Raw genomic sequence first — 24,047 nt, forward strand, 5'->3', positions numbered from 1 at the left:
ATTATTGATTGTCGGAACTTGCTGTAAAACATTTGGTCAGCATCACTACGGTCAGCCTGTTATGAAGCCGTAATCATTCATTCCAATTTGCGAGCGTTTTTAATTCGCTCTATTTATATAGACCACCAGCAGAAATAAACACTTGTTTTTATTGTTGTGTCCTGCAATCGCTACTGCTGTTTTGGTAGCGGGTAGAAAGCCCCCTACTTAATTTCGGGATTTTAGCATTAACCCATACGTTTGTGCCACGCAAATTCAGAATAAAGCCAAATTTTTCTACAATTTAATGTAAACCTTTGGTCGCATTTTGACGTCATGGGAAGCACAAAACGAAAAAAAGCCGTCATATGAGACGGCTTAATTACAAAATATTTAATGGTATTTAGGGGTTACCAATTAACCATTGGGTCAACATCTTGCTCGTAATCTACACTTTCAATGTCAAATCCAAACAATTTTAAAAACTCATGATGGTAACCTTTGTAGTCACTCACATCGTGGAAGTTTTCTTGGGTAACATCATCCCAAATGGCTTTTATTTTAGCTTGTGTGGCATCGTTGGTCTCTTTGCCATCCATGCGGTAGCGGTTGGCTTCATCAAGCGTTGGCGTATCCCCGAATAAGCATTCGGTAAACAGCCCAAAGATTTGCTCAATACATCCCTCGTGAGTACCTTCTTCCTTCATCACTTTATAAATTAGCGAAATATAAAGCGGCATCACAGGGATAGCAGAACTGGCTTGCGTTACAAGGGCTTTCAACGAGCTCACATTGGCTTGTACTAACAGGTCGCTGTTTTTACCGATGATAGCAGCGGCAGCGCGGTCTAGGTCTTCTTTCGCTTTTCCGATGGTAGCTTGACCGTAAATTGGCCATGTCAGCTCTTTACCGATGTAGGTGTAAGCCGTTGTTTTACAGCCTTCGGCCAGAACATCTGCCTCGCGTAAGAAGTCCATCCAACGTTCCCAGTCTTCTCCACCCATCACTTTGATAGTATTAAGAATTTCATCGTCATTTGCGGGCTCAAGTGACACTTCGTGAACTTTGTCTTTATCTGTGTCGTAGGTCTTTGTTGTATAAGCCTGGCCAACAGGTTTTAACGTAGACTTATACGTCACGCCAGTTTCAGGGTCAGTTCGTCGTGGTGACGCCAAGCTATAAATGACCAAGTCAACCTTGCCCATTTCTGCTTTAACTTTCTCAATGGTTTCGTGCTTAATCTCATCAGAAAACGCATCGCCATTAATGGTCTCAGCGTATACGCCTTTCGCTTTTGCTTGATCGTGAAATGCAGCAGTATTGTACCAGCTTACCGTGCCTGTCTTACGCTCTGTAGGGGCCTTTTCAAAACATACACCTAGCGTTTTTGCACCATAGCCAAATGCTGATGTGATGCGCGACGCCAAACCGTAGCCAGTAGAGCTTCCGATTACCAAAACGTTTTTAGGGCCTTCGCCTAAGTCGCCTTTTGCTTCCACATAAGCAATTTGTTCTTCTACCGACGCAGCACAACCAACGGGATGCGCATTTGTACAAATGAAGCCTCTCACTTTAGGCTTGATAACCATATTAATTTTCCTTATTTAAGCATGGCGCTATTGTAATGCCGAAGCCACTGATAACAACTCGGAGCAGATAGATACCAAGGTGCGGTCCACTGTAAAAAGTCTTTGAGTATTAGGCTATACCATACCGCAAGGTGGTATGAAAAAAGAGAGTTTATTGAAGATTTTCTAGAGCGTTGTTCACCTTTGCTGCGCGTTTTTTCTGCAAAGACCTTTCCGCTACGATATCAAAAGGAGTGCCGAGCGGCACTCCTTTTGAGGCGAACTAACCTAGGATGTCAAGTAGCTCAACATCAAATACTAGTGTGCTGAAAGGTGCGATGGCTGCGCCTGCACCTTGCTCACCATAGGCAAGTTCATGTGGAATATGTAGACGATACTTAGCACCTACTTTCATAAGTTGAAGCGCCTCAGTCCAACCTTTGATTACGCCACCAACTGGGAATTCAGCAGGTTGACCGCGTTCGTAAGAACTGTCAAAAGTAGTACCGTTAATAAGTGTGCCGTGATAGTGAACACGAACAGTGCTTGCTGCAACAGGAGTGTCGCCGTCACCTTCAGCAATCACTTCGTACTGAAGACCAGATTCAGTAACAGTTACTTCATCACGCTTCGCATTTTCTTCAAGGTACTTCGTGCCTTCTTCAATAACCGCTTTGCTTGCTTCTTCTTTGGCAGCTTGCATACGCTTGTGAATTTCACCGAACGCGTCGCGTAGCGTGTCATTGTCAACCTGAGGCGCTTGACCTGCGAATGCATCTTTTAGGCCCGCTACCACAGCATCAATTGCAAGTCCGTCGAAAGGATTTGATTGCAATTGTTGACCCATTTGAAAACCAATGCCGTAACTTGCTTGGGTTTCTACTGTATTGAATGTATCAGTCACGATAACTCCTGAAATTTAATTACAAATGCAGTACAAATTTCAAACAAAACGCATGCTGCGAGAATGTTTCTGCATTTTCCGGTGAAAGAGTGTATCACACCAGAAATTATCTTGCTTTGAGCAATACTATGATGGGTGTAAAAGTATCAAAATGTTGTAAATTATAACCGAAAGTGGTTAGACAAGTTGTGAAGGACACAGTATGGTTAAGACCATATATCTAGGAGGATAGCATGCAAACACACTACGATGCTGAACTAAAAGACACCGTTCGTTACCTAGGAAAAACCCTTGGTGAAACTATCAAAAATCAACTGGGTCAAGAATGGCTTGACCGCATTGAAAAGATAAGAAAGGGCGGCCGAGCGTCTTATCAGGGCGACGCTACGTGTAGCGAAGAACTGAAAGAAACTTTCAAAAACATGTCTGACAGCGATTTATTAACTGTCGGCCGTGCTTTCGCGCAATTCTTAAACCTAGGCAACATTGCCGAACAAGAATACAACGCTGCGATGAATGTTGATGCATCGATAGATGCGCTGTTCAAACACCTAGATAAAGCTGAACTTACTGCAGATAAAGTGCAAGAAGCAGTAGCCAAGCTAAATATTGATTTAGTTTTGACCGCTCACCCAACCGAGGTAACGCGCCGCACTTTAATTCACAAACACAAAGAACTCGCAAACTGCTTACAGGCCATTCACCAAGAATCATTGAGTGATGTTGAGCGAACTAAGATTGAAACGCGAATTGCAGATCTCATAGCGCAGGCTTGGCACACCGAAGAAATTCGCTCGGTACGCCCTACCCCTGTTGATGAAGCACGTTGGGGTTTCTCAGTTATTGAGAATTCGCTTTGGGAAGCTGTACCAGATTTCATGCGCGAGCTAGACGGCCGCCTAAATGAAGACTATCAAGTATCATTACCTCTTGATGCATCTCCTGTTCAATTTAGTTCATGGATGGGTGGTGACCGTGACGGTAACCCATTCGTAACATCTAAGGTAACTGAACAAGTGTTATTGCTTGCTCGTAAACGTGCAGCCAAGCTGTTTGCTTTGGACTTAGACCGTTTGCAAGTAGAGCTGTCAATGTATGACTGCAACGACGAGCTTCGCGAAAAAGTAGGCGATGCCAATGAACCTTATCGCGCCCTACTTCGCCCGTTAGTCGACCGCTTTGTCGCAACGCGTGACGGTATCAGTGACTACCTAGCAGGTAAAAACCCAGATACGTCTAACTGGGTTAATTACGACGAAGAACTTATTGAGCCACTGATGCTGTGCTATCAGTCATTACTTGATTGCGGCATGCAGGTAGTTGCCAATGGTTTACTGTTAGACACCATTCGTCGTGCCCGCGTATTCGGTGTGCACTTGTTACGTCTTGACGTTCGCCAAGACTCAGAACGTCACGCTGATGTATTTAGTGAGTTGACCCGCTACTTAGGTCTTGGCGATTACGCACAGTGGAGTGAGGCAGACAAACAAGCTTTCTTACTGCGTGAACTAGGTTCTAAGCGCCCGTTATTCCCAGCCCAATGGGATGCGTCTGACGACGTTAAAGAAGTACTTGATACCTGCAAAGTAATTGCTAAACACAGCAAACATGGTTTTGGCATTTATATTATTTCGATGGCAAGTGAACCATCAGACGTCATGGCTGTTCAGCTTCTACTTCAAGAAAGTGGCGTAGACTGGCCAATGCCTGTTGCGCCTTTGTTTGAAACACTGGACGACTTAAACAATTCACCTGATGTCATGCGCAAGCTTCTATCCATCGACTGGTATCGCGGCTATGTGAAAGGTCGTCAGTTCGTTATGATTGGCTACTCTGATTCAGCGAAAGACGCTGGTGCACTGGCTGCAGGCTGGGCACAGTATCAATCACAGGAAGCGTTAGTTGCCATTGCTGAAGAATTCGACGTAAGCCTGACCTTGTTCCACGGTCGTGGTGGTACGATTGGTCGTGGTGGCCTGCCAGCGCATGCAGCCATTTATTCGCAGCCTCCAGGCTCGCTAGAAGGTGGCTTCCGCGTAACAGAGCAAGGCGAAACCATTCGCTACAAATTCGGTATGCCGAAGCTGGCTAAGCGCAGCTTGGGTATTTACGCCAGTGCCATCATTGAAGCTATGTTATTCCCACCACCGGCACCAAAAGAAGAGTGGCGCGAGCTTATTACCGCAATGGCCGCGCAAGGCCGCGATAACTATCGCGCAACGGTAAGACACGATGAAGAATTTGTGCCTTACTTCCGCGTTGCCACACCTGAGCAAGAGCTTGGCAAACTACCGCTAGGAAGTCGACCAGCTAAACGTAAGCCACAAGGTGGTATTGAGAGCTTGCGCGCTATTCCTTGGATCTTTGCATGGGCACAGACTCGCTTGGTATTGCCGAGCTGGCTAGGTGTAATGCGCGCCATTGATAGCGTTAAAAACGAAGAGAACGAAAAGGTCGTGAACGAAATGTTCAGTGAATGGCCGTTCTACCGCTCTCGTCTATCAATGCTGGACATGGTGTTCCACAAGGCCGACCCTCGTATCAGTGAAGCGTATGACGAACGTCTTGTGCCGAAAGAGCTTAAGCACTTTGGTGAAGCACTGCGTACAGAGCTTAAAGAAAGTATCTCGTCGCTACTCACTATTACCGGTGACGACGACATTATGAAGAACGATCCGCAGGGTAAAGAGTCTATGGAAATTCGAGCAGGTTACTTGCAACCGCTGCATTACCTGCAAATTGAGCTTCTTGACCGTATCCGTAAAGCTTATGATGAGTCACAAAATACCAGCCTGGAGCGCGCAATGATGGTTACCATTGCTGGTATTGCCATTGGTATGCGTAACACAGGTTAAGTACACTAACCCTGTAAGTCATCAAAGCCTGCTTCGTCCAACGTAGCGGGCTTTTTTATTGCTCTTAAGCACGTCTGAATTTAGTCAGCAATAACAACCATATCGTTAAAAAGTAAAAACGTTTGTTAATCAGAGAAATAGACTTATGATTGAAAGCGAAGCCTGAATCGTTTTTAAAGGACTAGAAATGCGTACATATCTATTAGTACTTCTCGTTACATTGCTTTCACTTGGCAGCCGCTGTGTAGCCAGCACAATGAAACTACCTGCTGGTTTATGGGAAGGCATAAGTGAAGATAGACTGACATTCAGGCTACTTGAAGTTAATCAAAATGGAGAACACAACTTCTTTGAAATAGCTATTCCAGGTGGCTTGAAGAAAATGCGTCGAACTGCATTCACCAATGACGACATAAGTTGTATAGAAAACAGATGCACAATAAAGACAATTATAGAGAACAATGTAAATCGAACCCTTACTCTGTCGCCTTACCTTGATAACGATTTTAAGGTGTTGGAGGCAAGCTACAGAGGTGAAGAAAGCTATATCTCTCAGACTTATCACCTTGTAAAACAAAACGCGAAATCAACGCCTAGAAAGTTTGTCGAAAACCGTAAACAAATAATACTTGAAGCAGAGCAGCATGCAGCCACACATCCTTTTGGTACCTGGGTTGGTGTTATGCAGTATTTGGACAGACCAGAGTTAGCATTACTTCAGCTCAAAGAAAATCAACAAGGCGCATTAAGTGTTTATCGAAGAGGTACCAATCAATTTGAAGAAGTAAAGTCACACTTCGACTCAGAAAACGTTCACATTGATGGGCGAGTTATTGAAATTGAAGCATCGCACGTAACTTTCGCGTCAAAGATTATTCTATTTATTCAAACTGAAGGAATGATTTCTGGCTACACCTACGCAATCCACAAGGGCTATCCAGTAGCAATGGGCACGATAATGCTACATAGAATAGAGCCAGACCAAGCACAGTAGCTTACCTAATGGCTGATAAGTGATAGATAGAATTAGCGGGGTTTTGATAAGTAGGCTCTCCTGTGCCAAGGATGCCATGCCGAAGCCTACAAAGATGCAACAAAAAAGGCTGGATACGTAAGGTCGTAACAGACTGCTCTTTTTAAAACTTCAGTGATGAGGCTATTGAGGTGTTTGGAGTTGGCGGGGTTTTGATAAGTAGGCTCTCCACCGCAGGGATGCGGTGGCGAAGCCTACATGGAAGTATTCACGGCGTGCCTACGTTCAAAGGCCCACCAATGATGCTCACCAATTAGCCGTTTACGAAGTCAACGCCTAGCTTGATGTCGCCACGTAGGCCTTCAAGCATGTCGTTTTTCGCTTTTTCTTCGAATGCGCTAAGCTCGCCGTATGGCAAGATTTCTTCAACACCGTTTGCACCTAGGCGAACTGGGTGTGCGAAGAATGCTGCGTCGTCGCTGTCGTCAGTTTGCACGTAAGTGTACTCAACAACGTTCTCACCTTGCATTGCTGCAACTAGAGATAGACAGAAACGTGCTGCCGCTTGACCCATAGATAGGGTTGCAGAGCCGCCGCCTGCTTTTGCTTCAACAACTTCAGTACCTGCGTTCTGGATACGAGTTGTTAGGCTAGCAACTTCTTCGTCTGTGAACTCAACACCTTCAACTTGTGAAAGAAGAGGAAGGATTGTAGTACCAGAGTGACCACCGATTATCGGTACGTGTACAGAAGATACGTCTACACCTTTAAGCTCAGCAACAAACGTTTCAGCACGGATAACGTCAAGCGTAGTTACACCGAAAAGCTTGTTCTTGTCGTAAACGCCCTTTGCTTTTAGCGTTTCTGCTGCAATCGCAACAGTTGTGTTTACAGGGTTAGTGATGATACCAACACACGCGTTCGGGCAGTTATCAGCTACACCTTCAATTAGGTTTTTAACAATGCCGGCGTTGATGTTGAACAGATCAGAACGATCCATACCTGGCTTACGAGGCATACCAGCTGGGATAAGAACAACGTCAGATCCAGTTAGTGCTTCAGCTAGGTCATCTTTACCGTGACCTATTACTTTTACTGCAGTGGGGATGTGGCTCAAATCAACAGCAACACCAGGAACAACTGGCGCTACGTCGTAAAGCGCTAATTCTGAACCTGCTGGCAATTGTGTTTTCAACAACAAAGACAGCGCCTGACCAATACCACCTGCAGCACCTAACACGGCTACTTTCATACCATTTCTCCTATGGGATTACTTCACGTATTTAAACGGAACGTCACACTAATGCAACGCGGGGGAAAACTCAATCACCGGATCGTCTTATTAACGTTATTTTTAGCGATTTTTATGCGATATTCACTATCATGAATGATTATGCAAACAAATTGCGCAAAGTCCACCTGTGGGGCACAATATAGCAACATAAAATAAAAACCTTTTTAACGAACGATGGAATAGAAAGAGCACTAATGGCTAACGCAAAACAAGAGCAACTGATTAAAGCTTTCAAAGAAATACTTAAAGCAGAAAGTTACGGTTCACAAGGCGAAATTGTTGATGCTTTAAAAGCACAAGGTTTTGACAATATTAGCCAGTCAAAAATATCTCGCATGCTAAGTAAATTCGGTGCAGTACGTACGCGTAACGCTCGTGGTGACATGGTGTATTGCTTACCGCCGGAGCTTGGTATGCCTACGGCAAAAAGCCCGCTAAAACAGTTGGTGCTAGATATTGTCCACAATAACGTAATGGTTATTATCAGGACAAGCCCAGGTGCAGCACAGCTAATTGCACGCCTTCTTGATTCACTAAGCAAAAAAGATGGTGTACTAGGGACTATTGCGGGCGACGATACTATTTTTATTGCACCTACTGATGTTTCAAACATAGAAGAGCTTCGTCAGCGTGTAGAGGACTTATTCGAAAACGTTTAGGTGTACCTGTCGAGCAGAAAAAAGCCGCGAAGCCTTATTTAAGGTTCGCGGCTTTTTTGCACCTAATCGTAACGCTATGACAATAAGTTGATGAGCGCGTCAGCAGCAGGACGAGATGATGGCGGATTTTGTCCGGTCACTAACAGTCCATCACTACACACTTTCACAGCAAAATCATCGGCACTCTCATACTTACCGCCTTTATTAACCAACTCATCTTCAACTAAGTACGGCACTACTTCCATAAGCTCCATTGCAGCTTCTTCACTGTTTGAGAAACCGGTTACCGCTTTCCCATCAACCAGGTACTTACCCTCTGGGTCTTTGACATCTTTCAGTACAATAGGCGCGTGGCAGACTGCACCTACCGGTTTATTGGCTGCAATAGTGTCTTCAATTAGCTTAATTGAATGCGCGTTGTCCGATAAGTCCCAAAGTGGGCCGTGTCCACCTGGATAAAACACCGCATCGAACTCGTCGGCTCTTACATCTTCTAAGGGAATTGTTGAGGCTACAGCACTGCGTGCAACTTCATCTTTTGTATAACGGATAGCATCATCCGTCATGGCGTCATCCGCAAGACTGTTGGGGTCAATCGGCACTTGGCCCCCCATAGGCGATGCTAACGTTAAGGTATAGCCGAGCATCTTTAAATGCATAGTACGGCGCGGCAAATTCCTCTAACCACATACCGGTTTTCTTACCCGTATCACCCATTAGCTCATGTGATGTCATTACCATTAATACATGCTTAGACATTATTCCTCCTTGCTTGGTTATTTAAATCTTATGCAAGTTGGTTCGCAAAAAGAGAGGCGTTAGATCAGTTTTTGGGAAAATCTTAATGAATGGAAAAGCGGAGTTATTGAATTTTAGGCATAAAAAAGTGCCACCCCCGATTAAGGAAAGTGGCACCTAACACTACAAACTGTAGATTTGTATTAACTTAAGCTATTAGAAGCGGTAGTTAATACCAACACGAGCAGACCATGCAGACGCAGGTGTATCAACACGTTGGCCACGAGGACCGTCGAAGTTGGTGTAGATATACTGACCATCAACGATAGACGCATCAACAACTGGCTCGTTGTATTCGAATGGTACTTGTCTTAGCACGCCCCACTCATCATTCAACAGGTTACCAAGGTTACGAATTGCGAAGAAAATTTCGCCTTTGTGACCTTCCATAAAACCAGGAATTTCTTGACCAACACGGAAGTCTACACGTGATACCCAGTCTGAATCCTGTGCATTACGGTCTACAATAGTACCGCGTGAACCTTCTAGGCCTGCATCAGCGATGAACTGATTGAACGCTGCTTGGTCAAAATCTGGACCGTAAACCACTGTTGGATCGTTCGCAAGAGGTACGTAAAGCAAGTTACGGTCTTCGAAGAAACGCTCATCTCCGAAACCAGGGTCACCGTCAAACGTGTAGCTGAATACTTGACCGCTACGACGCGTTGCGAATAGGTTAAAGCGCGTTGCATAACCATCAAAGAACTCGTGTGAGTAGCTTAAGTTAAGCGTAAAGCGGTGCTCAATTTGGTAGTTACTTGTTGCCACTTCTGGGCGAGCAAGGTCTGTTACAGACAAGTTACCAAAGTTAGAGCTCGCTGTAGAGCTGTTCATTGGGCTACCTTGTTCGATGTCCTGATGCGTATAACCGAAGTTTACGTCAAAGCCGTTATCGAACTGCTTTTGTGCAGTAAAGGTGTAAACCCAACCTTTACCTTCTTCTGGGTTGTTCGTAAGTAGATAATCGGTACCTGAACGACCACAGTTCGAGCTTGATGGATCAGCTTGGCAGTCAGCGTCTAGCGCGTCGAAATCTTGATAGATCGGGCGACCATCAGGTGCAGTTCCAACGTTACGCACATTTAATGGAGTCGTCATTGCAGGGTTTGATTCACGAGTGTGAATGATATCCGCTGCTAAAATAACGCCGTAACCAACTTCGTGCTGAATACCTAAGTTGTATTTCCACAGACCTGGTACGTCGAAGTCTGGGTCTAGCGCGTTAACCGCACCGTCACCACCTACAAAGAACTCAGGGTCTGTTGAAAGTGCTGGTACTTCAAAGCCAAAGTTAGGTGTATTGGTACCGTCTAGTGCAGCCAATACGCGTGGGTCAGTTGAATCGCCTTCAAACTCTGAACCACGGATAGAAACGCCGTTGTTTGAGTAGTTGTTAGACAACCATACGTTCGGGTTACCACCAGAGAATAGACCTGCACCACCGTAGATAAATGTTTCATCATTTAGGATGTAGTTAAAGCCTAAACGAGGCTGAATAAGGTCGAAGTCAGGGCCTACCGCGTTAGAGAAACCATAGCGCTGCTCAAAACGGCTGTTTGCCAATGGCGTGCTATCAGCATCCCAACGGTCATAACGAAGACCAAACGTTAGTGTTAGATCAGCGTTAACCATCCAACGGTCTTGCATGTATGCAGTAAATGTACGGAATTCAAATTCAGCTGCACCGTCATTTACGTCTAGCGATGGAGGGATATTGTATTCGATGCGGCTAGCTTGCTGATTTTCGAAGTCTTCTAATGAATCGAATTCGAAGATACCTTGGCTACCAGGTACAAACAAGTTGAACACTGAAACGTTTGCATACTCTAGACCTGCAGTGATTTCGTGATCGCCCTCAAAGTAGTTAGCAATAAATACTGCGTTGTCTGTGTCGTAGTTCAACTGGTTTGCTTGACGGAATTGGTCAGCACCGATGTTGAAGTCAACGTTAGGAACAACGTTGAAAATGGTGATTGAACCGAAATCAGGTTGAGACGTTCGAGGCGTCTGGCCATTTACTACTTCTGCACGGTTTAAACGGAACTGTGTAGACAACTTAGATGTCCAATCTGAGAAGATTTGAACGCCGTAAGTTGTTAGTTCGTTCTTACGCTCGTAGAAACGGTCAGAGAATGCGAAGCTGTCGTTGCCAAGGCCTGATGTGCTTAGTGTAAAGCCTTCAGTGTTTTGATAAGTGAACTGAGCACGGTGATCGTTGTTAATTTCCCAGTCAAGTTTTGCAAGTACTTTTTCTTCTTCAAGGTCAAGAGCACTTAATACGTCACCAACTTGGTAACCGTAAACGCTGTTTGCTATAGAAGCGACTTGGTTAACTACATCTTGAGTTAGACCGTCGATTTGGTTAAGTACAGGCGCACCTTCTGGACCAAATTCGATAATTTCTACTGGCTCATGTTTTTCAAACGCACCAAAGAAGAATAATTTATCTTTGATGATTGGGAAGCCGATCGTACCACCGTAGCGGCGCTCATTAAACGCAGGAACAACAAACTTGTCGCCATCAACTTCATCACCTTGTAGTGAGTCGTTGGTGTAGTCGAAGAATACGCTACCGTGAATTTCGTTTGTACCAGAGCGAGTTACGGCATTGATGTTACAGCCCGTGAAACCACCGTACTGTACGTCAAACGGCGCAAGCTCTACTGATACTTGGTCGATTGCGTCAAATGGGAAAGGAAGACGCTCTGTAGGGTAGCCGTTTCCGTTAAGACCGAAGTTATCGTTTTGTTGTACACCATCAACTGTCAAGCTGTTGAAACGGTTGTTTACACCCGCACAACCGATTGCGCCAGAGTTTGTAGGGTCGATAGAGATACGCGGGTCGATTGCGATAACGTCTTTTATGTCACGATCTACGTTTGGCTGAGATTGAAGTTGCTCGAAACCAAAACTTGCGCTTGGACCGTTAGTTTCAGTCAACACGCCAGATGCATAACCACTCACAACAATGCGCTCTACGTCAGCAGGCTGAAGAGAGATTTGAAGTGATGATGTTTCACCAAGAGTTAGGTAAACGTCTTCAACAACTCGAGAACCTTCATCGTCGGTTACGCTAATAGTGTATGGACCACCAACACGCAGACCACGAGCACTGAACGCACCGTTGCTTTCTGATTCATAAGTACGCGTTTGACCTGTACGTTGGTCAGTAACGGTAATTTTCGCGCCATCTACGATTGTGCCCGCGTCATTTACAATGATACCGCGAACACCTGATGATGTTTCTTGAGCTAAAACAGGACCAGCAAGACCTGCTGACAGAGTGACTGCCAGAGCTACCTTACTTAGCTTTGCTTTGAAGTTCATGTGTGTTTCCCTTTTTGTTTAGTATTCTTTGTTTCACCAAAGATTGGGCAGAGTGATTCCCATCTGAGGCTCTTGACAAGTTTAGTTCGTGACAGATTGTCGTAAAGCTTCATGTCAAATTTATTACAATTTTACGTTTTTATTTAACACCAACTGCCCAAGGCTACTGACTTTGCAAAAAAATACTTGACCACATGGTCAAGTTAATTTACTTGTTATTATAGTTGTCAATCTACAGCGATTGGATGTGTCTATTCTTGGCAGATGAGCGACTAATAAACAGCGTTTAATAAAAATCAGGTTTACTTATAAAAATAGACGATTTTTCAATTACTTAACGCTTTAAAATAAATTTACCTATTGCATTAAATAACCTTAACTGATGAAATCCCTACATAAATCGTTAATTCATTTGGTCGTTTTTTTGGCTAATATTAGAATTGTTGCCTCAGGAAAGTGGATAATTTTTGTCATCGCCGCTATTGCGTGCGGTGCTTTTAGCTATTTACAAAAAAATACCATTTACAATGATATCACCCCACAAACGGGGCAATTTTTATACTGCAAAACACATTTGACGGGAAATAATGACGTTTTTTCCGTCTACGTGACAGACGGTCGCATCGCTGAAATGGCAAAAGAGCGTCTTTGCAACGATGAAACCATAAAACGGCAATATGGAGAGGTAAAAGTAATCGTGGGCCAAAGCGATTATGATACTTTCCGATACATTAATCACGGCGTGGTCGATTTAGCGTTAGTTAAGAAGAATGTTGTAGACGCATTCGGCGCGGACCAAATTTACGGATTATCGAGAGTGGCCTCTCATCCCAATTACAGCGCTTTCTTTATTGCACTTCGCGAGCGGCCGAAACTAAACAAAGAATACTTGTTGGGCAAAAAAATTGGATTGCTTGACTACCCAAGTAGCCGATCGGGTCATATAGTTCCTAAAAAAGTTTTACAAAACTTAGGGTTAAGCGATGATAACGTAAGCATTGTCTATTATAGCTCTCATCAAGAACTGAGAAGAGCGCTGCTTGCTGGCGATGTAGACATCATTTCTTCCTATTGGGCGCAGGATGACAGCAATCGATTCTCAAAAAATTACGCTACGCCTTTGCAAGAAGATGTTAGCGGTATGCAGTGGTTTTTAAAGATGCAGACCCAAAATACCGACTTATTTTGTGCGATGCAGTCAGTAGTACATGAAATAGCAATGGCGCACCCCCGCCCATATTACAAAAATATTACACTGGAAGCGGGGTGTAATAAATGAACATGCCTAGATTGAAAAAACCGTATCGTATCTTTATGAATTGGGTACTGCTATTCGCTAGTTTTCATTTTATTGCACTTATTGGGCAATACGCGGCGTTTAAGGCAGACATTCACGAAGCACAAGATAAGGTTGAACTACGAATTAGCCTAGATAGCGCATTTTTAGATGTAGGTAACGACACGTTAAATACGCCTGTGAACCAATTTGCTATTTATCGCTACATCGATAGGCTAAATAAAGCGCTACAAGAAGAAAGTTACCCCGTTTTAGTTAGCCATATTCAGGAAGTGGAAACCCGTTCACAGCAATTTGACGAGTATCCGGTTGTTTCATCAATGCTGCTTATGAACGCTGAGCAACATATAGTGATTGAATTGCGAAGCATGTCACCATTTAGTGGCTTAGGCTTTAGCTGGTTCGCATTAGGTGCATCAATTATTGTGTTACCGCTTTTTGCCTTGGCTACCAAAAGACGCAGAAAATCTTCACTTGCAGAAGAGGAGGTACTTCCTCCCGTTCCTAAACTCATTATTAACCTGAAAGACAAAACGCTTTCCAACGGTATTGATGAAAAGGCCGTAGCATTACAGAACAAACCGCTTTGCTTCTACACTGCTCTAGTTAAATACTGTATTGAAAACCCAAGCCAACCCCTTCCTCCACATAAAGACGTACCACATGAACTCCTTGTTCTCGCAAACAAGAGCTTTGGCCGCCTTATTGAACTTGGGCACACGAAACGCAAACGACCTGACTTCAATGCAAACTTAGATAAAACGCTAAGCGAAATACGCGCTGCATTAGATGAGGTATTTTCTGCCTACAGCGAAGAAAAAGAAATTTATTATCCACCTAGAGCCCAAGGCGAAGGCTCACGGTCAAAGCAACATTCTTATGCGTTACCCGATATTAAACTAGAGGACATTGAAATTATTGGTAATTGATTCAAACAATAGATCAAAAAACTGACCACTTGGAAAACTTTTTGTGATTTTTCAAACGTACTGCAACGCCTTGAAAATTCAATAAAGTAGAAGCAAAGACCGATCCAAAAACGAAGATCTTGTGAATATAACATTGATTCGCGAGGCCTAAACGCGTATCTTTGCACCAAGAAAACCAGCTTTATAGTACTATGCAATCGCCATTAATTATTGCCATTTCTGGAGCTTCTGGCTCTGGAAAGTCTCTTTTTACAAAAAATTTGTTCAACGGATTCAGTGCGCAAGGCCGCCCTGTGCAAGTGCTGCGCGAAGACCATTATTATCGCGCTCAAGACCACTTGCCCATGGAGCAACGTGAAAAGAACAACTATGATCACCCTAACGCATTTGAACATGAACTGTTGAAGGCCCATCTTCAAGCGTTGCGTGATGGTCAGCCAATTGACTACCCACATTACTGCTACAAAACACACACACGACTTCCAGAAACAGAGCGACTAAATCCTGCGCCTGTTATTATTTTGGAAGGCATCATGCTGTTAGCACGCACAGACTTGCTGCCTTTGTATGATGTAAAAATCTTTATCGATACACCACTTGATATCTGTTTGATGCGTCGAATGATGCGCGATTTGAAAGAGCGTGGACGCAGTATCGAATCTGTTGCAAAACAGTATGAAGAAACAGTAAAACCCATGTACCACCAGTTTATCGAACCAAGTCGGTTTACGGCTGATGTTGTGGTAACACAAGGCGGAAAAAATCAAATCGCATTAGATGTGATCAAATCACACATTCAGCAAGCGCTTCTGTAAGGGAATTCACATATGGTTAGTTTATTGGGCATCGCGCTCCTGTTGGCTATTGCCTTCGCATTATCATCGGCGAAGCGCAGTATTAATTGGCGTACGGTGGGGGGCGCTTTTGCTATCCAAGCATCGGTAGGTGCTTTCGTCCTTTATTCTGAACCTGGTAAAGAAGTATTGTTAAAGGCAACGCAATTTGTCGCCAACATTATCGCCTACAGTCAAGAAGGCATTAACTTCTTGTTTGGTCCAATTGGCGATAAGTCTATTGCATTTATCTTCGCCTTTAATGTACTTCCAGTGATTGTGTTTTTCTCGGCACTTATTGCCGTGCTTTATCACCTTAAAGTGATGGGCGTCATCATCAAGGTAATCGGTGGATTCTTACAAAAAGCGCTGGGCACAAGCCGCCCAGAATCAATGTCGTCAGCGGCGAATATTTTTGTGGGACAGACTGAAGCGCCGTTAGTGGTACGTCCGTTTATTCCTCACATGACCAGCTCTGAGCTATTTGCCATTATGGTGGGCGGCCTCGCCTCTATCGCTGGCTCGGTTATGGCTGGCTACGCAGGTATGGGCGTTGACTTAAAATATCTACTAGCCGCCAGCTTTATGGCTGCACCGGGTGGTTTATTGATGGCAAAGATCATTTTGCCAGAAACGAGTAAACCCAATGAAAATTTGAATGACGTAGATGCGGAAGATACCGGCTACGCCAATGTATTTGATGCTGCCGCAAGTGGCGCAGCATCAGGCATGCAGCTTGCGTTAAACGTAGGCGCCATGCTACTTGCTTTCATAGCACTTATCGCGATGTTCAACGGCCTTGTGGGCTGGACAGCAGCGCTTTTCGGCTATGAAAACGTAACGTTTGAAGGGATCCTGGGCTATGTGCTTCAACCTCTCGCATGGGCAATCGGCGTACCATGGGAGGAAGCACAACTTGCAGGTAGCTTCATTGGTCAGAAAATGGTGGTCAACGAATTTGTTGCTTACCTCAATTTCCTGGAAAACCAATCACAGCTATCTGAAGCGTCTCAGGCCATTATCACCTTTGCACTTTGTGGTTTTGCAAACTTCTCTTCTATCGCTATTTTGATGGGTGGAATTGGTGCCATGGCACCAACACGCAGAAAAGAAATTGCGCGACTGGGATTAAAGGCTGTTATTGCTGCAACGTTATCCAACTTGATGAGTGCCGCACTAGCGGGCTTTTACCTCTCTCTCGGTTAAAATTTGTTAAAACAGACTAATTGGTCAAGTTTTTACTAGACTAATTGGTCAGGTTTATGTAAATTACGCACAAATTCTTCGTGGGGTTGATTTGTATCAATTCCACGACTTTTTTCTGTAGCCCGTCTACCTTTATAATGCCGCAGTTAAAATATACGGGATAAAGTTATGCAATTAGTTGCTGTTGATTACCAAGCGGAAAACGCTCAAGAAGAATTCGTGAAGTCGCTTCGCGAGACAGGGTTCGGGGTTTTGAAAAACCACCCTATCCAGCAGTCATTGGTTCAAGGTATTTACGATAACTGGCAGGGTTTCTTCGACAGTGAAGAGAAGAATGATTACCTGTACAACAAAGGTAAGCAGGATGGCTTTTTCCCTCAGAGTGTCTCTGAGGTAGCAAAAGGCTTTACGAAAAAAGATATTAAAGAGTACTACCACTACTACCCTTGGGGCCAGTGCCCTGAGTCATTGCTACCGCAGATTTCTCAGTATTACTCTGAGGCCAATGCGCTAGCAAAAGAGCTACTTGGGTGGATAGAGAAACACTCACCTGCTGAGGTAGGTGCAAAATACAGTCAGCCACTTGGCGACATGATCAAAGACTCTGATCAAACATTACTACGTATTTTGCATTATCCGCCGCTTAAGGGTGATGAAGAAGTAGATGCAATCCGCGCCGCTGCGCACGAAGATATTAATTTGATTACTATCCTACCTGCAGCGAACGAGCCTGGTTTGCAAGTACAAGCTAAAGACGGTAGCTGGTTAGAAGTGCCTTGCGATTTTGGAAACTTAATCGTAAACATCGGCGATATGCTTCAAGAAGCATCTGGCCATTACTTCCCATCAACTACTCATAGGGTTGTAAACCCAGATGGCGCTGATATGACGAAATCTCGTATCTCGCTTCCATTGTTTTTACACCCTAGACCAGATGTTGTTCTTTCAGAACGTCATACTGCGGGGTCATACCTGCAAGAGCGCCTTCGTGAGCTGGGCGTTATATAAATTAAGTTCCTTTTGTAGTGTTATTCTTTGCCGCAGCTAGTCTGCGGCTTTTTTTTGCGTGTCTATGTGCTTGCTATGGTTGCAATCTTTGACATATAGCGCGTGCGATCCTGCTCGTTTGATGAATGCCTCACTGCTTTTTCTAAGTAACGCTGCGCATTACTTACATCTCCCATCTGATGATAGGTTCTGGCTATACTAAACAAAATTTCGTGATGCGTATCATTAATGCGCAGTGCGCGTTGATAATGCTCAATCGCCTGGGCCAGTTTTCCCTCATCGTAGGCTTGCTCACCTAAAATATAGTGATAGTAGGGGTTTGAACGTCGTCTTGCTTCTACCATATTAGTGATGGTCTTAGCCTCTTCATGCTTGGTCTTGATGAATATATAAAATGGCAAGGTTTTCCCAAGCCGTTAAATGTCCGTCATTGATTGAAAGCGCATGCTTGTAGGCCAACTCTGCTTGCTCATAAGCGCCAACCATTCGATAAAGCACACCTAAGTTTACCCAGCTCTGCTGTAAATCCGGAGACAACTTTGCTGCACTTCGAAAATAGCTGTAAGCCCTTGTATAACTATTGGCAACAAGTGCATCAGCGCCTTTGTTGTTATAAAACATCGACAAGACTTTATCTTTTGACACCGCTTTTCTTGGGAACGAGCGCTGTATCATCTGTGGGTCAAAGTCGATATCAGCATAGGACGACCCAATTGAGACTAACAATGGCTCATCAGGTATAGAAACACGCAAATTTATGTGGCCATTTAGTAGGCTAAACCCTTCGCGCCGAGTCCAATACTCTGGAATTTCAACTTCATAAAAGGTCGCATCTAACCCTGCGTGCTCGGCTAAGGCAAATGCCATGATGGATAGAGATAAACAGTTAGCAGCCTTGTTGTGAAATGTAGTATTTGCAGTAGTGTTAGCGCTATTTCTGTACAAAACACCATGCTCTGTCCAACTGAAAATAGACGTTACAAGCCGCTTTACGTTCTTTTCTGACACACTACTTCCATGCACTGCTCGCTGCGCGAAGTGTTTAGCCTCATCGTCTAGCTGGAATATTTCTTCAGGGGTCTCTACGGGGAACAATGCATGTGAAGGGAACAATGAGTCATCTAACAACGTTGGAGAAGCTGCCGTTGGGGCATGGCTGGTTGACTGGCATGCGTATAACAAAATGCTGACTAACAGCACAAATAGGATTCGAGTATTCATCATGGGCACCTCTACTTACTCGAGACCTTAATTATAGTCACCAGTTACACTTTTACATTTTTTTTACATCTCATATTTTACGCCACTTATCGCTCTATCGCGTATTTTCCACCGCTGGTCTGTGTTTATGTGCTTGTTAAAGATAGTTAATCATCGACTTTTGAAATTGTGCCGTAGAGACGGTGGTATGAGATTGGTTGTTGTTTGTACATCTCTGCACCCTACTCACTTAATGAAGGAAAAAATCATGAGAAAGTTACTCAGTCTTTTCGCTATTGCGTTTTTTATCACACTCGGTTTATGCAGGCCATCATAACGCATCCAAGCATCACGACATTGTCGATGTTGCTGCCAGCAACGATATGTTTTCTACTTTGGTTGCTGCAGTAAAAGCAGGCGGCTTGGTTGAAACCTTAAAAGGAGATGGCCCTTTTACCATTTTTGCTCCAACCGACGACGCATTTGCCGCATTGCCAGACGGAACACTTGAGATGCTATTAAAGCCAGAGAACAAAGAAGTACTAGTGAGTATTCTTAGTTACCATGTGGTTGCAGGAAAAGTAAAAGCCAAAGACGTTGTGAAGCTATCTTCTGCCACTACTGTAGAAGGAAGCAAAGTCAACATAGAAGCAAACAGCAGCGGCGTAATGATAAACAATGCCAATGTCATAAAGGCAGACGTTGACGCACAAAATGGTGTCATTCACGTCATCGACAAAGTGCTGTTGCCGCAAGAAGTGGCACTTCAACTTTAAGCTGACGCAAAGTCATTAAGCTATAGCTAAATCTTAGCTCAAATAAACAGCGGCTACCTGACTAAAGGTCGCTGTTTTTTTTGACTATCCTCAACTCCCCTTCAGGTCGTTTACCACGTCAAACACGGCCCAAACGATAACGTCCAACCGCTTTAGTATGAGAAAGTACGTTAAGTGTATCAGCTTGAGTCACCCCAAGTTGCGTAAGCTGTGCGTAGAAGAGCGTTAACGTAGCCAATGCATCATCTAAGGCGTTATGCTCTGGAAAGCTCGGTAAGTCTAATCGCTGTCGGCATACAGTTAGCGTAGCACTATCACTTGGCAAAATCTGATGTTGCTTGTTTAGCTGGTAAATCGCTAGTTTCAGCGTGTCGATATAGACAATTTCCATCTCGGGCAATTCAAGGGCTTTAAATGCATTATCAAGGGCGCTTAAATCTAAATTCGCATTGTGAAAAACAAGTACTGTATTTTGTAATATCGGTACAAGTGTATTCATAGCGTCGAGTAAGCTTTTGCCGCGACATAGCACATCTTGGGTTAATCCATGAATAACAGGGCTTTGACCTAAGTCAGCAGAAGTATTGATGACACTATAACCACACGTAGATAGGTCGACACGCCCGTTTATCCCTTCAACATAGCCAATTGATGTAATAGAGGTAGTGCTAGGGTTTAGCGATGTGAGCTCTAAATCTATTGCAACAAACTTACACTCACTTAAGACCTTACTATTTATTCCCTCTATTCTTGCGGCGCTAGGTGTGACACGGCGCCAAAGAGACAACAATAGCCGCGATATCATCCCATTCCTCCAGAGAACTTCATTACCATGGCCTGATTGGTGCGCTCAATGGCTTTAAAGGCAGCTTTAAGTTGATGCTTTTCGATCGAAGATAAAGACGCCACAGATACACAGTTATCTGTGACCTTATTTTCGAGTTGATGGCGCCAACGCAGTCTGTTCAAAAAAAGCCAAATATCACGCAAATTAGCCGCATCACGTTTAGACAATTGAGAGCTGTCAGACAAGGCCTCAAGACGAGCAAGGGTATTGGGAAAAGCTATGCCATCAGCTAAGGCATAGATCCTCGCAATGTTGTTGATAAGCGCCACTGCGCGTGTTTTAAGATCAATGCTGTCTTTTTGTTTACGGCCTTTTTCATAAGTAAACCGCTGGAACGTAGAAAGTGGCACAGCAACGTCATTGCTATGGCGCACCAATGCCGCTAAAAACATCTTTTGCTGTAGCAATGGGGCGCGGCGTTTTTGCAATGCCTTAAATAAACTACTATCACCTGCAGCACAGCGTACATCAAGATAGATATTAAAATGCATAATAGCGTCCTTCGTTGGCGCCTTAACCCATTGCTTTGCCTCCTCAACTGCTGCGTCAATTGATAACCTCAACGCTGGATTACTTGCCATAATATTTCCATCGCAGAGCTTGATACCGCACTTTGCCAATCCATTGCACACATACCCTGCCATGTCGGCAAAATATTGCGCTTGTTGAGCATTGGGCTCTTTTGCTAAAAGAAGGCCATTGTCTTGGTCAGACCCCATTGTCTGGTCTTCTCTGGCTTGTGAGCCATATACCAACCACGCAAACATCATGGGGGCTTTTCCATGCTCTTGCTGAAAGAAACCAATCAGCTTACGAGTCATTATGTCAGTGGCCTGCGATAAAATTTTTCCCGCAATGTCGAAGTCGCCAGCTCGTTTCGCGTGGGCAGAAAAATAATGCGGCAACTGCCATGACAACCGTGTCAATTCATACAGATTTTCCGCTTTCGATAATTCACCAATAATAAACAGTACATTTCCGCGTTGGTGACGAATGATATCGCTTGCGGTGATCATACCAAGGGGATGACTAGACTGAGCGTCGATTACAGGCAGGTGATGAATGTTCTTTTCGGTCATCAATGCCATGGCATCGAATAACGTGCTATTTCCGTTTATTTGTGTGGGTTGACGGGTCATTATGTCATTAACCGAGTAAACGTGTATCTAGCGACAGTGCCACAACACGAGAGCGCAAATCTCTATCGGTAACAATCCCCACCAGTTTGTTACCCTCGGTGACGAGTAACGAAGACACCTTTTGCTCTGTCATTAACATGGCAGCGTCCGATATCGGCGTATCGTGATTAACAGAAACAGGTGCTTTACTTATAACATCAGTTAGGCCTTTATAAAGCCACATAGAGTTACTGTCGGAAATAGCGTTGTTTTGAAGGGCATTATTGCGAAGCCCCATAAAAAAATTGCCAATAGAAGCGATATTTAACAGCGCTTTCATAAGCTCTGCGGCAAAGCAAAATACAAGGCCTGGACTATCAACATTAACTTTTAGCGCAGTGTTTTGCTTATCCATAATAGCGGGGTAGCCAAAGTAGTCGCCTTCACTAAGATGACGCGTAGGGCCTTGACCATCCTCAACAGAGAATTGTCCACTTTGAATAAGGTAGAGCTTAGGTGACTGCTTACTTAGTTCCAATGCATTATCAGCAGTGAGATAGATCAACTCTGCACGTTTAATAAGGTCCGATCTTTGCGCGTCATCAAGATTGTCAAAAGGCGCAGACGTAGCAAGAAAGTCCTCAATCTGTTTTGCAATTGCGGCCATATAACAGTTCCTAAACCAAATGAGCCTTACATAAAAGAAAAAACCAACCTACTCGCTTTCGCCAGTAGGTTGGTCGTATAGAACGTTAATGTCTCACTATGTTAGTGCGCAGACGCTTCGCCCGCACCTTTTGGATAGCGAATACTTTCAACAAGTTCTTGGATCTCTTCTGGCGCTTCATCGGTTACTTTGAACACTAGGAATGCCACTACAAAGTTCACTACCATTCCAAGCGTACCAATACCTTCAGGAGACACACCAAACCACCAATTGTCTGGCGTATTCGCCGCAGGGTTAACAAACTTGAAGTAGATAATATAGGTAGCGGTAAACGCCAGACCTGAAATCATACCTGAGATTGCCCCTTTATCATTCATACGCTTGCTGAAAATACCCATGATTATTGCAGGGAAGAAGCTGGATGCCGCTAAGCCGAAGGCAAAGGCGACCACCTGCGCGACAAACCCTGGCGGATTAATACCGAAGTAGCCTGCAATCACAATGGCCACCCCTGCAGCTAATCGCGCATACATGAGTTCGGCTTTATCGGTGATATTTGGCATAAAGTTTCGTTTCAACAAGTCATGTGACACCGAGGTCGATATTACTAACAACAGACCTGCAGACGTCGACAATGCAGCGGCAACACCACCAGCAGCAACCAATGCAATTACCCATGCAGGTAGGTTTGCAATCTCTGGGTTCGCCAATACCATAATGTCGCGGTCAACTTTCATTTCGTTGCGCTCATCGCCTGAGTAGAACATCTTGCCATCGCCGTTTTTATCTTCAAAACCGATTAGGCCAGTTTGCTCCCAGTTTTTAATCCATGATGGCGCTTCTGCATAGCTCGTGCCCGTCATTTCAGAACCGTTGATTGTCTCAATCATGTTCACGCGAGCAAACGCAGCAAGAGAAGGAGCCGTAGTGTATAGCAAGGCAATAAACGCAAGCGCATAACCTGCCGATTTACGTGCATCAGCAACTTTTGGAACTGTAAAGAAACGAACAATAACGTGTGGAAGACCCGCTGTACCTACCATAAGCGCAAAGGTAATAAAGAACACATCAATGGTAGACTTTGTGCCCGAGGTATATTCATTAAAGCCTAGTTCTACGGACAGCATGTCGAGCTTCTGTAACATGTACATGCCGGAACCGTCAGCAAGCGTAGCACCGAATCCCGTTTGAGGAAGGATATGACCTGTTACCATTATTGAAATGAAAACCGCTGGCACAATGTAGGCAAATATAAGTACACAGTACTGTGCAACTTGCGTATAGGTTATCCCTTTCATACCACCAAGCACGGTATAGAAGAAAACAATGACCATACCAATCACAACACCAGCTACAATGTCTACTTCTAAGAAGCGACTAAATACAACACCGACACCGCGCATCTGCCCCGCGACATAGGTAAAGCACACGAAAATAGCACAGAATACCGCTACCGTACGGGCTGTCTGAGAGTAATAACGGTCGCCAATAAAGTCAGGTACCGTAAACTTACCAAACTTACGCAAGTAAGGTGCTAGACACAATGCTAACAGTACATAACCATAGGTCCATCCCATAAGATAAACCGCACCGTCGTACCCCATAAATGAGATAAGGCCTGCCATTGAGATAAACGATGCAGCAGACATCCAGTCGGCAGCAGTTGCCATACCATTCATCATAGGTGGAACACCGCCACCCGCTACATAAAAGTCATTTGTTGAGCCTGCACGTGCCCAAATTGCAATTGCAATGTATAGTGCGAAAGACGCACCAACAATAATAAATGTGAGTGTTTGAACGTCCATG

At 44.3% G+C, this 24,047-nt stretch carries 17 protein-coding genes and 2 pseudogenes; 9 read left to right on the forward strand and 10 right to left on the reverse strand.

Going from position 1 to position 24,047, the window contains the following annotated elements; all coding sequences use genetic code 11:
* Window positions 1-389: 389 nt before the first annotated feature.
* Complete coding sequence (fabV, locus tag V6N89_RS18155) at window positions 390-1,568, reverse strand: enoyl-ACP reductase FabV (RefSeq protein ID WP_346993064.1); 1,179 nt, start codon at window positions 1,566-1,568, stop codon at window positions 390-392.
* A gap of 262 nt (window positions 1,569-1,830) precedes the next feature.
* Window positions 1,831-2,451, reverse strand: coding sequence for an FKBP-type peptidyl-prolyl cis-trans isomerase (locus tag V6N89_RS18160; protein WP_338518820.1), 621 nt, complete (start codon window positions 2,449-2,451; stop codon window positions 1,831-1,833).
* Window positions 2,452-2,684: 233 nt separating this feature from the next.
* Here V6N89_RS18160 and ppc point away from each other — a divergent pair, with 233 nt between their 5' ends.
* The gene (ppc, locus tag V6N89_RS18165) at window positions 2,685-5,306 is read left to right on the forward strand and encodes a phosphoenolpyruvate carboxylase (protein WP_346993065.1); all 2,622 of its coding nucleotides are present in this window, start codon (window positions 2,685-2,687) and stop codon (window positions 5,304-5,306) included.
* A gap of 187 nt (window positions 5,307-5,493) precedes the next feature.
* Complete coding sequence (locus V6N89_RS18170) at window positions 5,494-6,300, forward strand: hypothetical protein (protein ID WP_338518822.1); 807 nt, start codon at window positions 5,494-5,496, stop codon at window positions 6,298-6,300.
* Between the two features lie 292 nt (window positions 6,301-6,592).
* On the opposite strand, the gene mdh is transcribed toward V6N89_RS18170, so the two are convergent.
* Window positions 6,593-7,531 carry a malate dehydrogenase gene (mdh, locus tag V6N89_RS18175; protein WP_346993066.1) on the reverse strand — a complete coding sequence of 313 codons (939 nt, stop codon included), beginning with the start codon at window positions 7,529-7,531 and terminating at the stop codon, window positions 6,593-6,595.
* A 236-nt stretch (window positions 7,532-7,767) separates the two neighbouring features.
* Between mdh and argR the strand changes: the two genes are divergently transcribed.
* Window positions 7,768-8,232, forward strand: a complete 465-nt coding sequence (gene argR / locus V6N89_RS18180; RefSeq protein WP_346993067.1) for a transcriptional regulator ArgR — start codon at window positions 7,768-7,770, stop codon at window positions 8,230-8,232.
* 74 nt (window positions 8,233-8,306) lie between these two features.
* On the opposite strand, the pseudogene V6N89_RS18185 reads toward argR, so the two are convergent.
* A pseudogene (locus V6N89_RS18185) lies at window positions 8,307-8,991 on the reverse strand (type 1 glutamine amidotransferase domain-containing protein).
* 195 nt (window positions 8,992-9,186) lie between these two features.
* Window positions 9,187-12,357, reverse strand: a complete 3,171-nt coding sequence (locus tag V6N89_RS18190; protein ID WP_338518823.1) for a TonB-dependent receptor — start codon at window positions 12,355-12,357, stop codon at window positions 9,187-9,189.
* Between the two features lie 382 nt (window positions 12,358-12,739).
* Here V6N89_RS18190 and V6N89_RS18195 point away from each other — a divergent pair, with 382 nt between their 5' ends.
* From V6N89_RS18195 to V6N89_RS18215, 5 genes are all read left to right on the forward strand, one after another.
* Entirely contained in the window at window positions 12,740-13,636 is an 897-nt protein-coding gene (locus V6N89_RS18195; RefSeq protein WP_431189739.1) for a hypothetical protein, read from the forward strand.
* Entirely contained in the window at window positions 13,633-14,583 is a 951-nt protein-coding gene (locus V6N89_RS18200) for a hypothetical protein (protein ID WP_338518826.1), read from the forward strand. The genes V6N89_RS18195 and V6N89_RS18200 overlap by 4 nt, the downstream gene beginning before the upstream one ends.
* A 191-nt stretch (window positions 14,584-14,774) precedes the next feature.
* The gene (udk, locus tag V6N89_RS18205; protein WP_014950808.1) at window positions 14,775-15,398 is read left to right on the forward strand and encodes a uridine kinase; all 624 of its coding nucleotides are present in this window, start codon (window positions 14,775-14,777) and stop codon (window positions 15,396-15,398) included.
* 12 nt (window positions 15,399-15,410) lie between these two features.
* Complete coding sequence (locus tag V6N89_RS18210) at window positions 15,411-16,622, forward strand: NupC/NupG family nucleoside CNT transporter (RefSeq protein WP_338518828.1); 1,212 nt, start codon at window positions 15,411-15,413, stop codon at window positions 16,620-16,622.
* A gap of 168 nt (window positions 16,623-16,790) precedes the next feature.
* Window positions 16,791-17,630, forward strand: coding sequence for a 2OG-Fe(II) oxygenase family protein (locus V6N89_RS18215; RefSeq protein ID WP_338518829.1), 840 nt, complete (start codon window positions 16,791-16,793; stop codon window positions 17,628-17,630).
* Between the two features lie 62 nt (window positions 17,631-17,692).
* Here V6N89_RS18215 and V6N89_RS18220 read toward each other — a convergent pair whose 3' ends face one another.
* A complete protein-coding gene (locus tag V6N89_RS18220) occupies window positions 17,693-18,031 on the reverse strand; it encodes a tetratricopeptide repeat protein (RefSeq protein WP_346993068.1) in 339 nt (112 codons plus the stop codon).
* Window positions 17,997-18,854 carry a tetratricopeptide repeat protein gene (locus V6N89_RS18225; RefSeq protein ID WP_346993069.1) on the reverse strand — a complete coding sequence of 286 codons (858 nt, stop codon included), beginning with the start codon at window positions 18,852-18,854 and terminating at the stop codon, window positions 17,997-17,999. Before V6N89_RS18225 ends, V6N89_RS18220 begins: the two co-directional genes overlap by 35 nt.
* A 272-nt stretch (window positions 18,855-19,126) precedes the next feature.
* On the opposite strand from V6N89_RS18225, the gene V6N89_RS18230 reads away from it, so the two are divergent.
* A complete protein-coding gene (locus V6N89_RS18230) occupies window positions 19,127-19,606 on the forward strand; it encodes a fasciclin domain-containing protein (protein WP_346993070.1) in 480 nt (159 codons plus the stop codon).
* Window positions 19,607-19,724: 118 nt separating this feature from the next.
* Here V6N89_RS18230 and V6N89_RS18235 read toward each other — a convergent pair whose 3' ends face one another.
* The 3 genes and pseudogenes from V6N89_RS18235 to V6N89_RS18245 form a co-directional block, all read right to left on the reverse strand.
* The gene (locus V6N89_RS18235) at window positions 19,725-20,411 is read right to left on the reverse strand and encodes a 3'-5' exonuclease (protein WP_338518834.1); all 687 of its coding nucleotides are present in this window, start codon (window positions 20,409-20,411) and stop codon (window positions 19,725-19,727) included.
* Window positions 20,408-22,238 (reverse strand): annotated as a pseudogene (locus tag V6N89_RS18240) (putative nucleotidyltransferase substrate binding domain-containing protein). The gene V6N89_RS18235 and the pseudogene V6N89_RS18240 overlap by 4 nt, the downstream one beginning before the upstream one ends.
* A 101-nt stretch (window positions 22,239-22,339) precedes the next feature.
* Window positions 22,340-24,046 (reverse strand): sodium:solute symporter family protein, encoded by a 1,707-nt coding sequence (locus V6N89_RS18245; RefSeq protein ID WP_346993071.1) that lies wholly within the window; start codon window positions 24,044-24,046, stop codon window positions 22,340-22,342.
* Between the last annotated feature and the right edge of the window lies 1 nt (window position 24,047).

This window comes from Alteromonas gracilis (assembly GCF_036870955.2).
Taxonomy (GTDB): Bacteria; Pseudomonadota; Gammaproteobacteria; order Enterobacterales; family Alteromonadaceae; genus Alteromonas; species Alteromonas gracilis_A.

Excerpts from the sequence above, each read along its gene's own strand:
- argR (WP_346993067.1), top strand. The coding sequence starts at position 7,768 with ATGGCTAACGCAAAACAAGAGCAACTGATTAAAGCTTTCAAAGAAATA.
- V6N89_RS18195 (WP_431189739.1), top strand. The coding sequence starts at position 12,740 with ATGAAATCCCTACATAAATCGTTAATTCATTTGGTCGTTTTTTTGGCT.
- mdh (WP_346993066.1), bottom strand. The coding sequence starts at position 7,531 with ATGAAAGTAGCCGTGTTAGGTGCTGCAGGTGGTATTGGTCAGGCGCTG.
- V6N89_RS18200 (WP_338518826.1), top strand. The coding sequence starts at position 13,633 with ATGAACATGCCTAGATTGAAAAAACCGTATCGTATCTTTATGAATTGG.
- V6N89_RS18210 (WP_338518828.1), top strand. The coding sequence starts at position 15,411 with ATGGTTAGTTTATTGGGCATCGCGCTCCTGTTGGCTATTGCCTTCGCA.
- fabV (WP_346993064.1), bottom strand. The coding sequence starts at position 1,568 with ATGGTTATCAAGCCTAAAGTGAGAGGCTTCATTTGTACAAATGCGCAT.
- ppc (WP_346993065.1), top strand. The coding sequence starts at position 2,685 with ATGCAAACACACTACGATGCTGAACTAAAAGACACCGTTCGTTACCTA.
- V6N89_RS18245 (WP_346993071.1), bottom strand. The coding sequence starts at position 24,046 with ATGGACGTTCAAACACTCACATTTATTATTGTTGGTGCGTCTTTCGCA.
- V6N89_RS18235 (WP_338518834.1), bottom strand. The coding sequence starts at position 20,411 with ATGATATCGCGGCTATTGTTGTCTCTTTGGCGCCGTGTCACACCTAGC.
- V6N89_RS18225 (WP_346993069.1), bottom strand. The coding sequence starts at position 18,854 with ATGATGAATACTCGAATCCTATTTGTGCTGTTAGTCAGCATTTTGTTA.
- V6N89_RS18215 (WP_338518829.1), top strand. The coding sequence starts at position 16,791 with ATGCAATTAGTTGCTGTTGATTACCAAGCGGAAAACGCTCAAGAAGAA.
- V6N89_RS18170 (WP_338518822.1), top strand. The coding sequence starts at position 5,494 with ATGCGTACATATCTATTAGTACTTCTCGTTACATTGCTTTCACTTGGC.
- udk (WP_014950808.1), top strand. The coding sequence starts at position 14,775 with ATGCAATCGCCATTAATTATTGCCATTTCTGGAGCTTCTGGCTCTGGA.
- V6N89_RS18190 (WP_338518823.1), bottom strand. The coding sequence starts at position 12,357 with ATGAACTTCAAAGCAAAGCTAAGTAAGGTAGCTCTGGCAGTCACTCTG.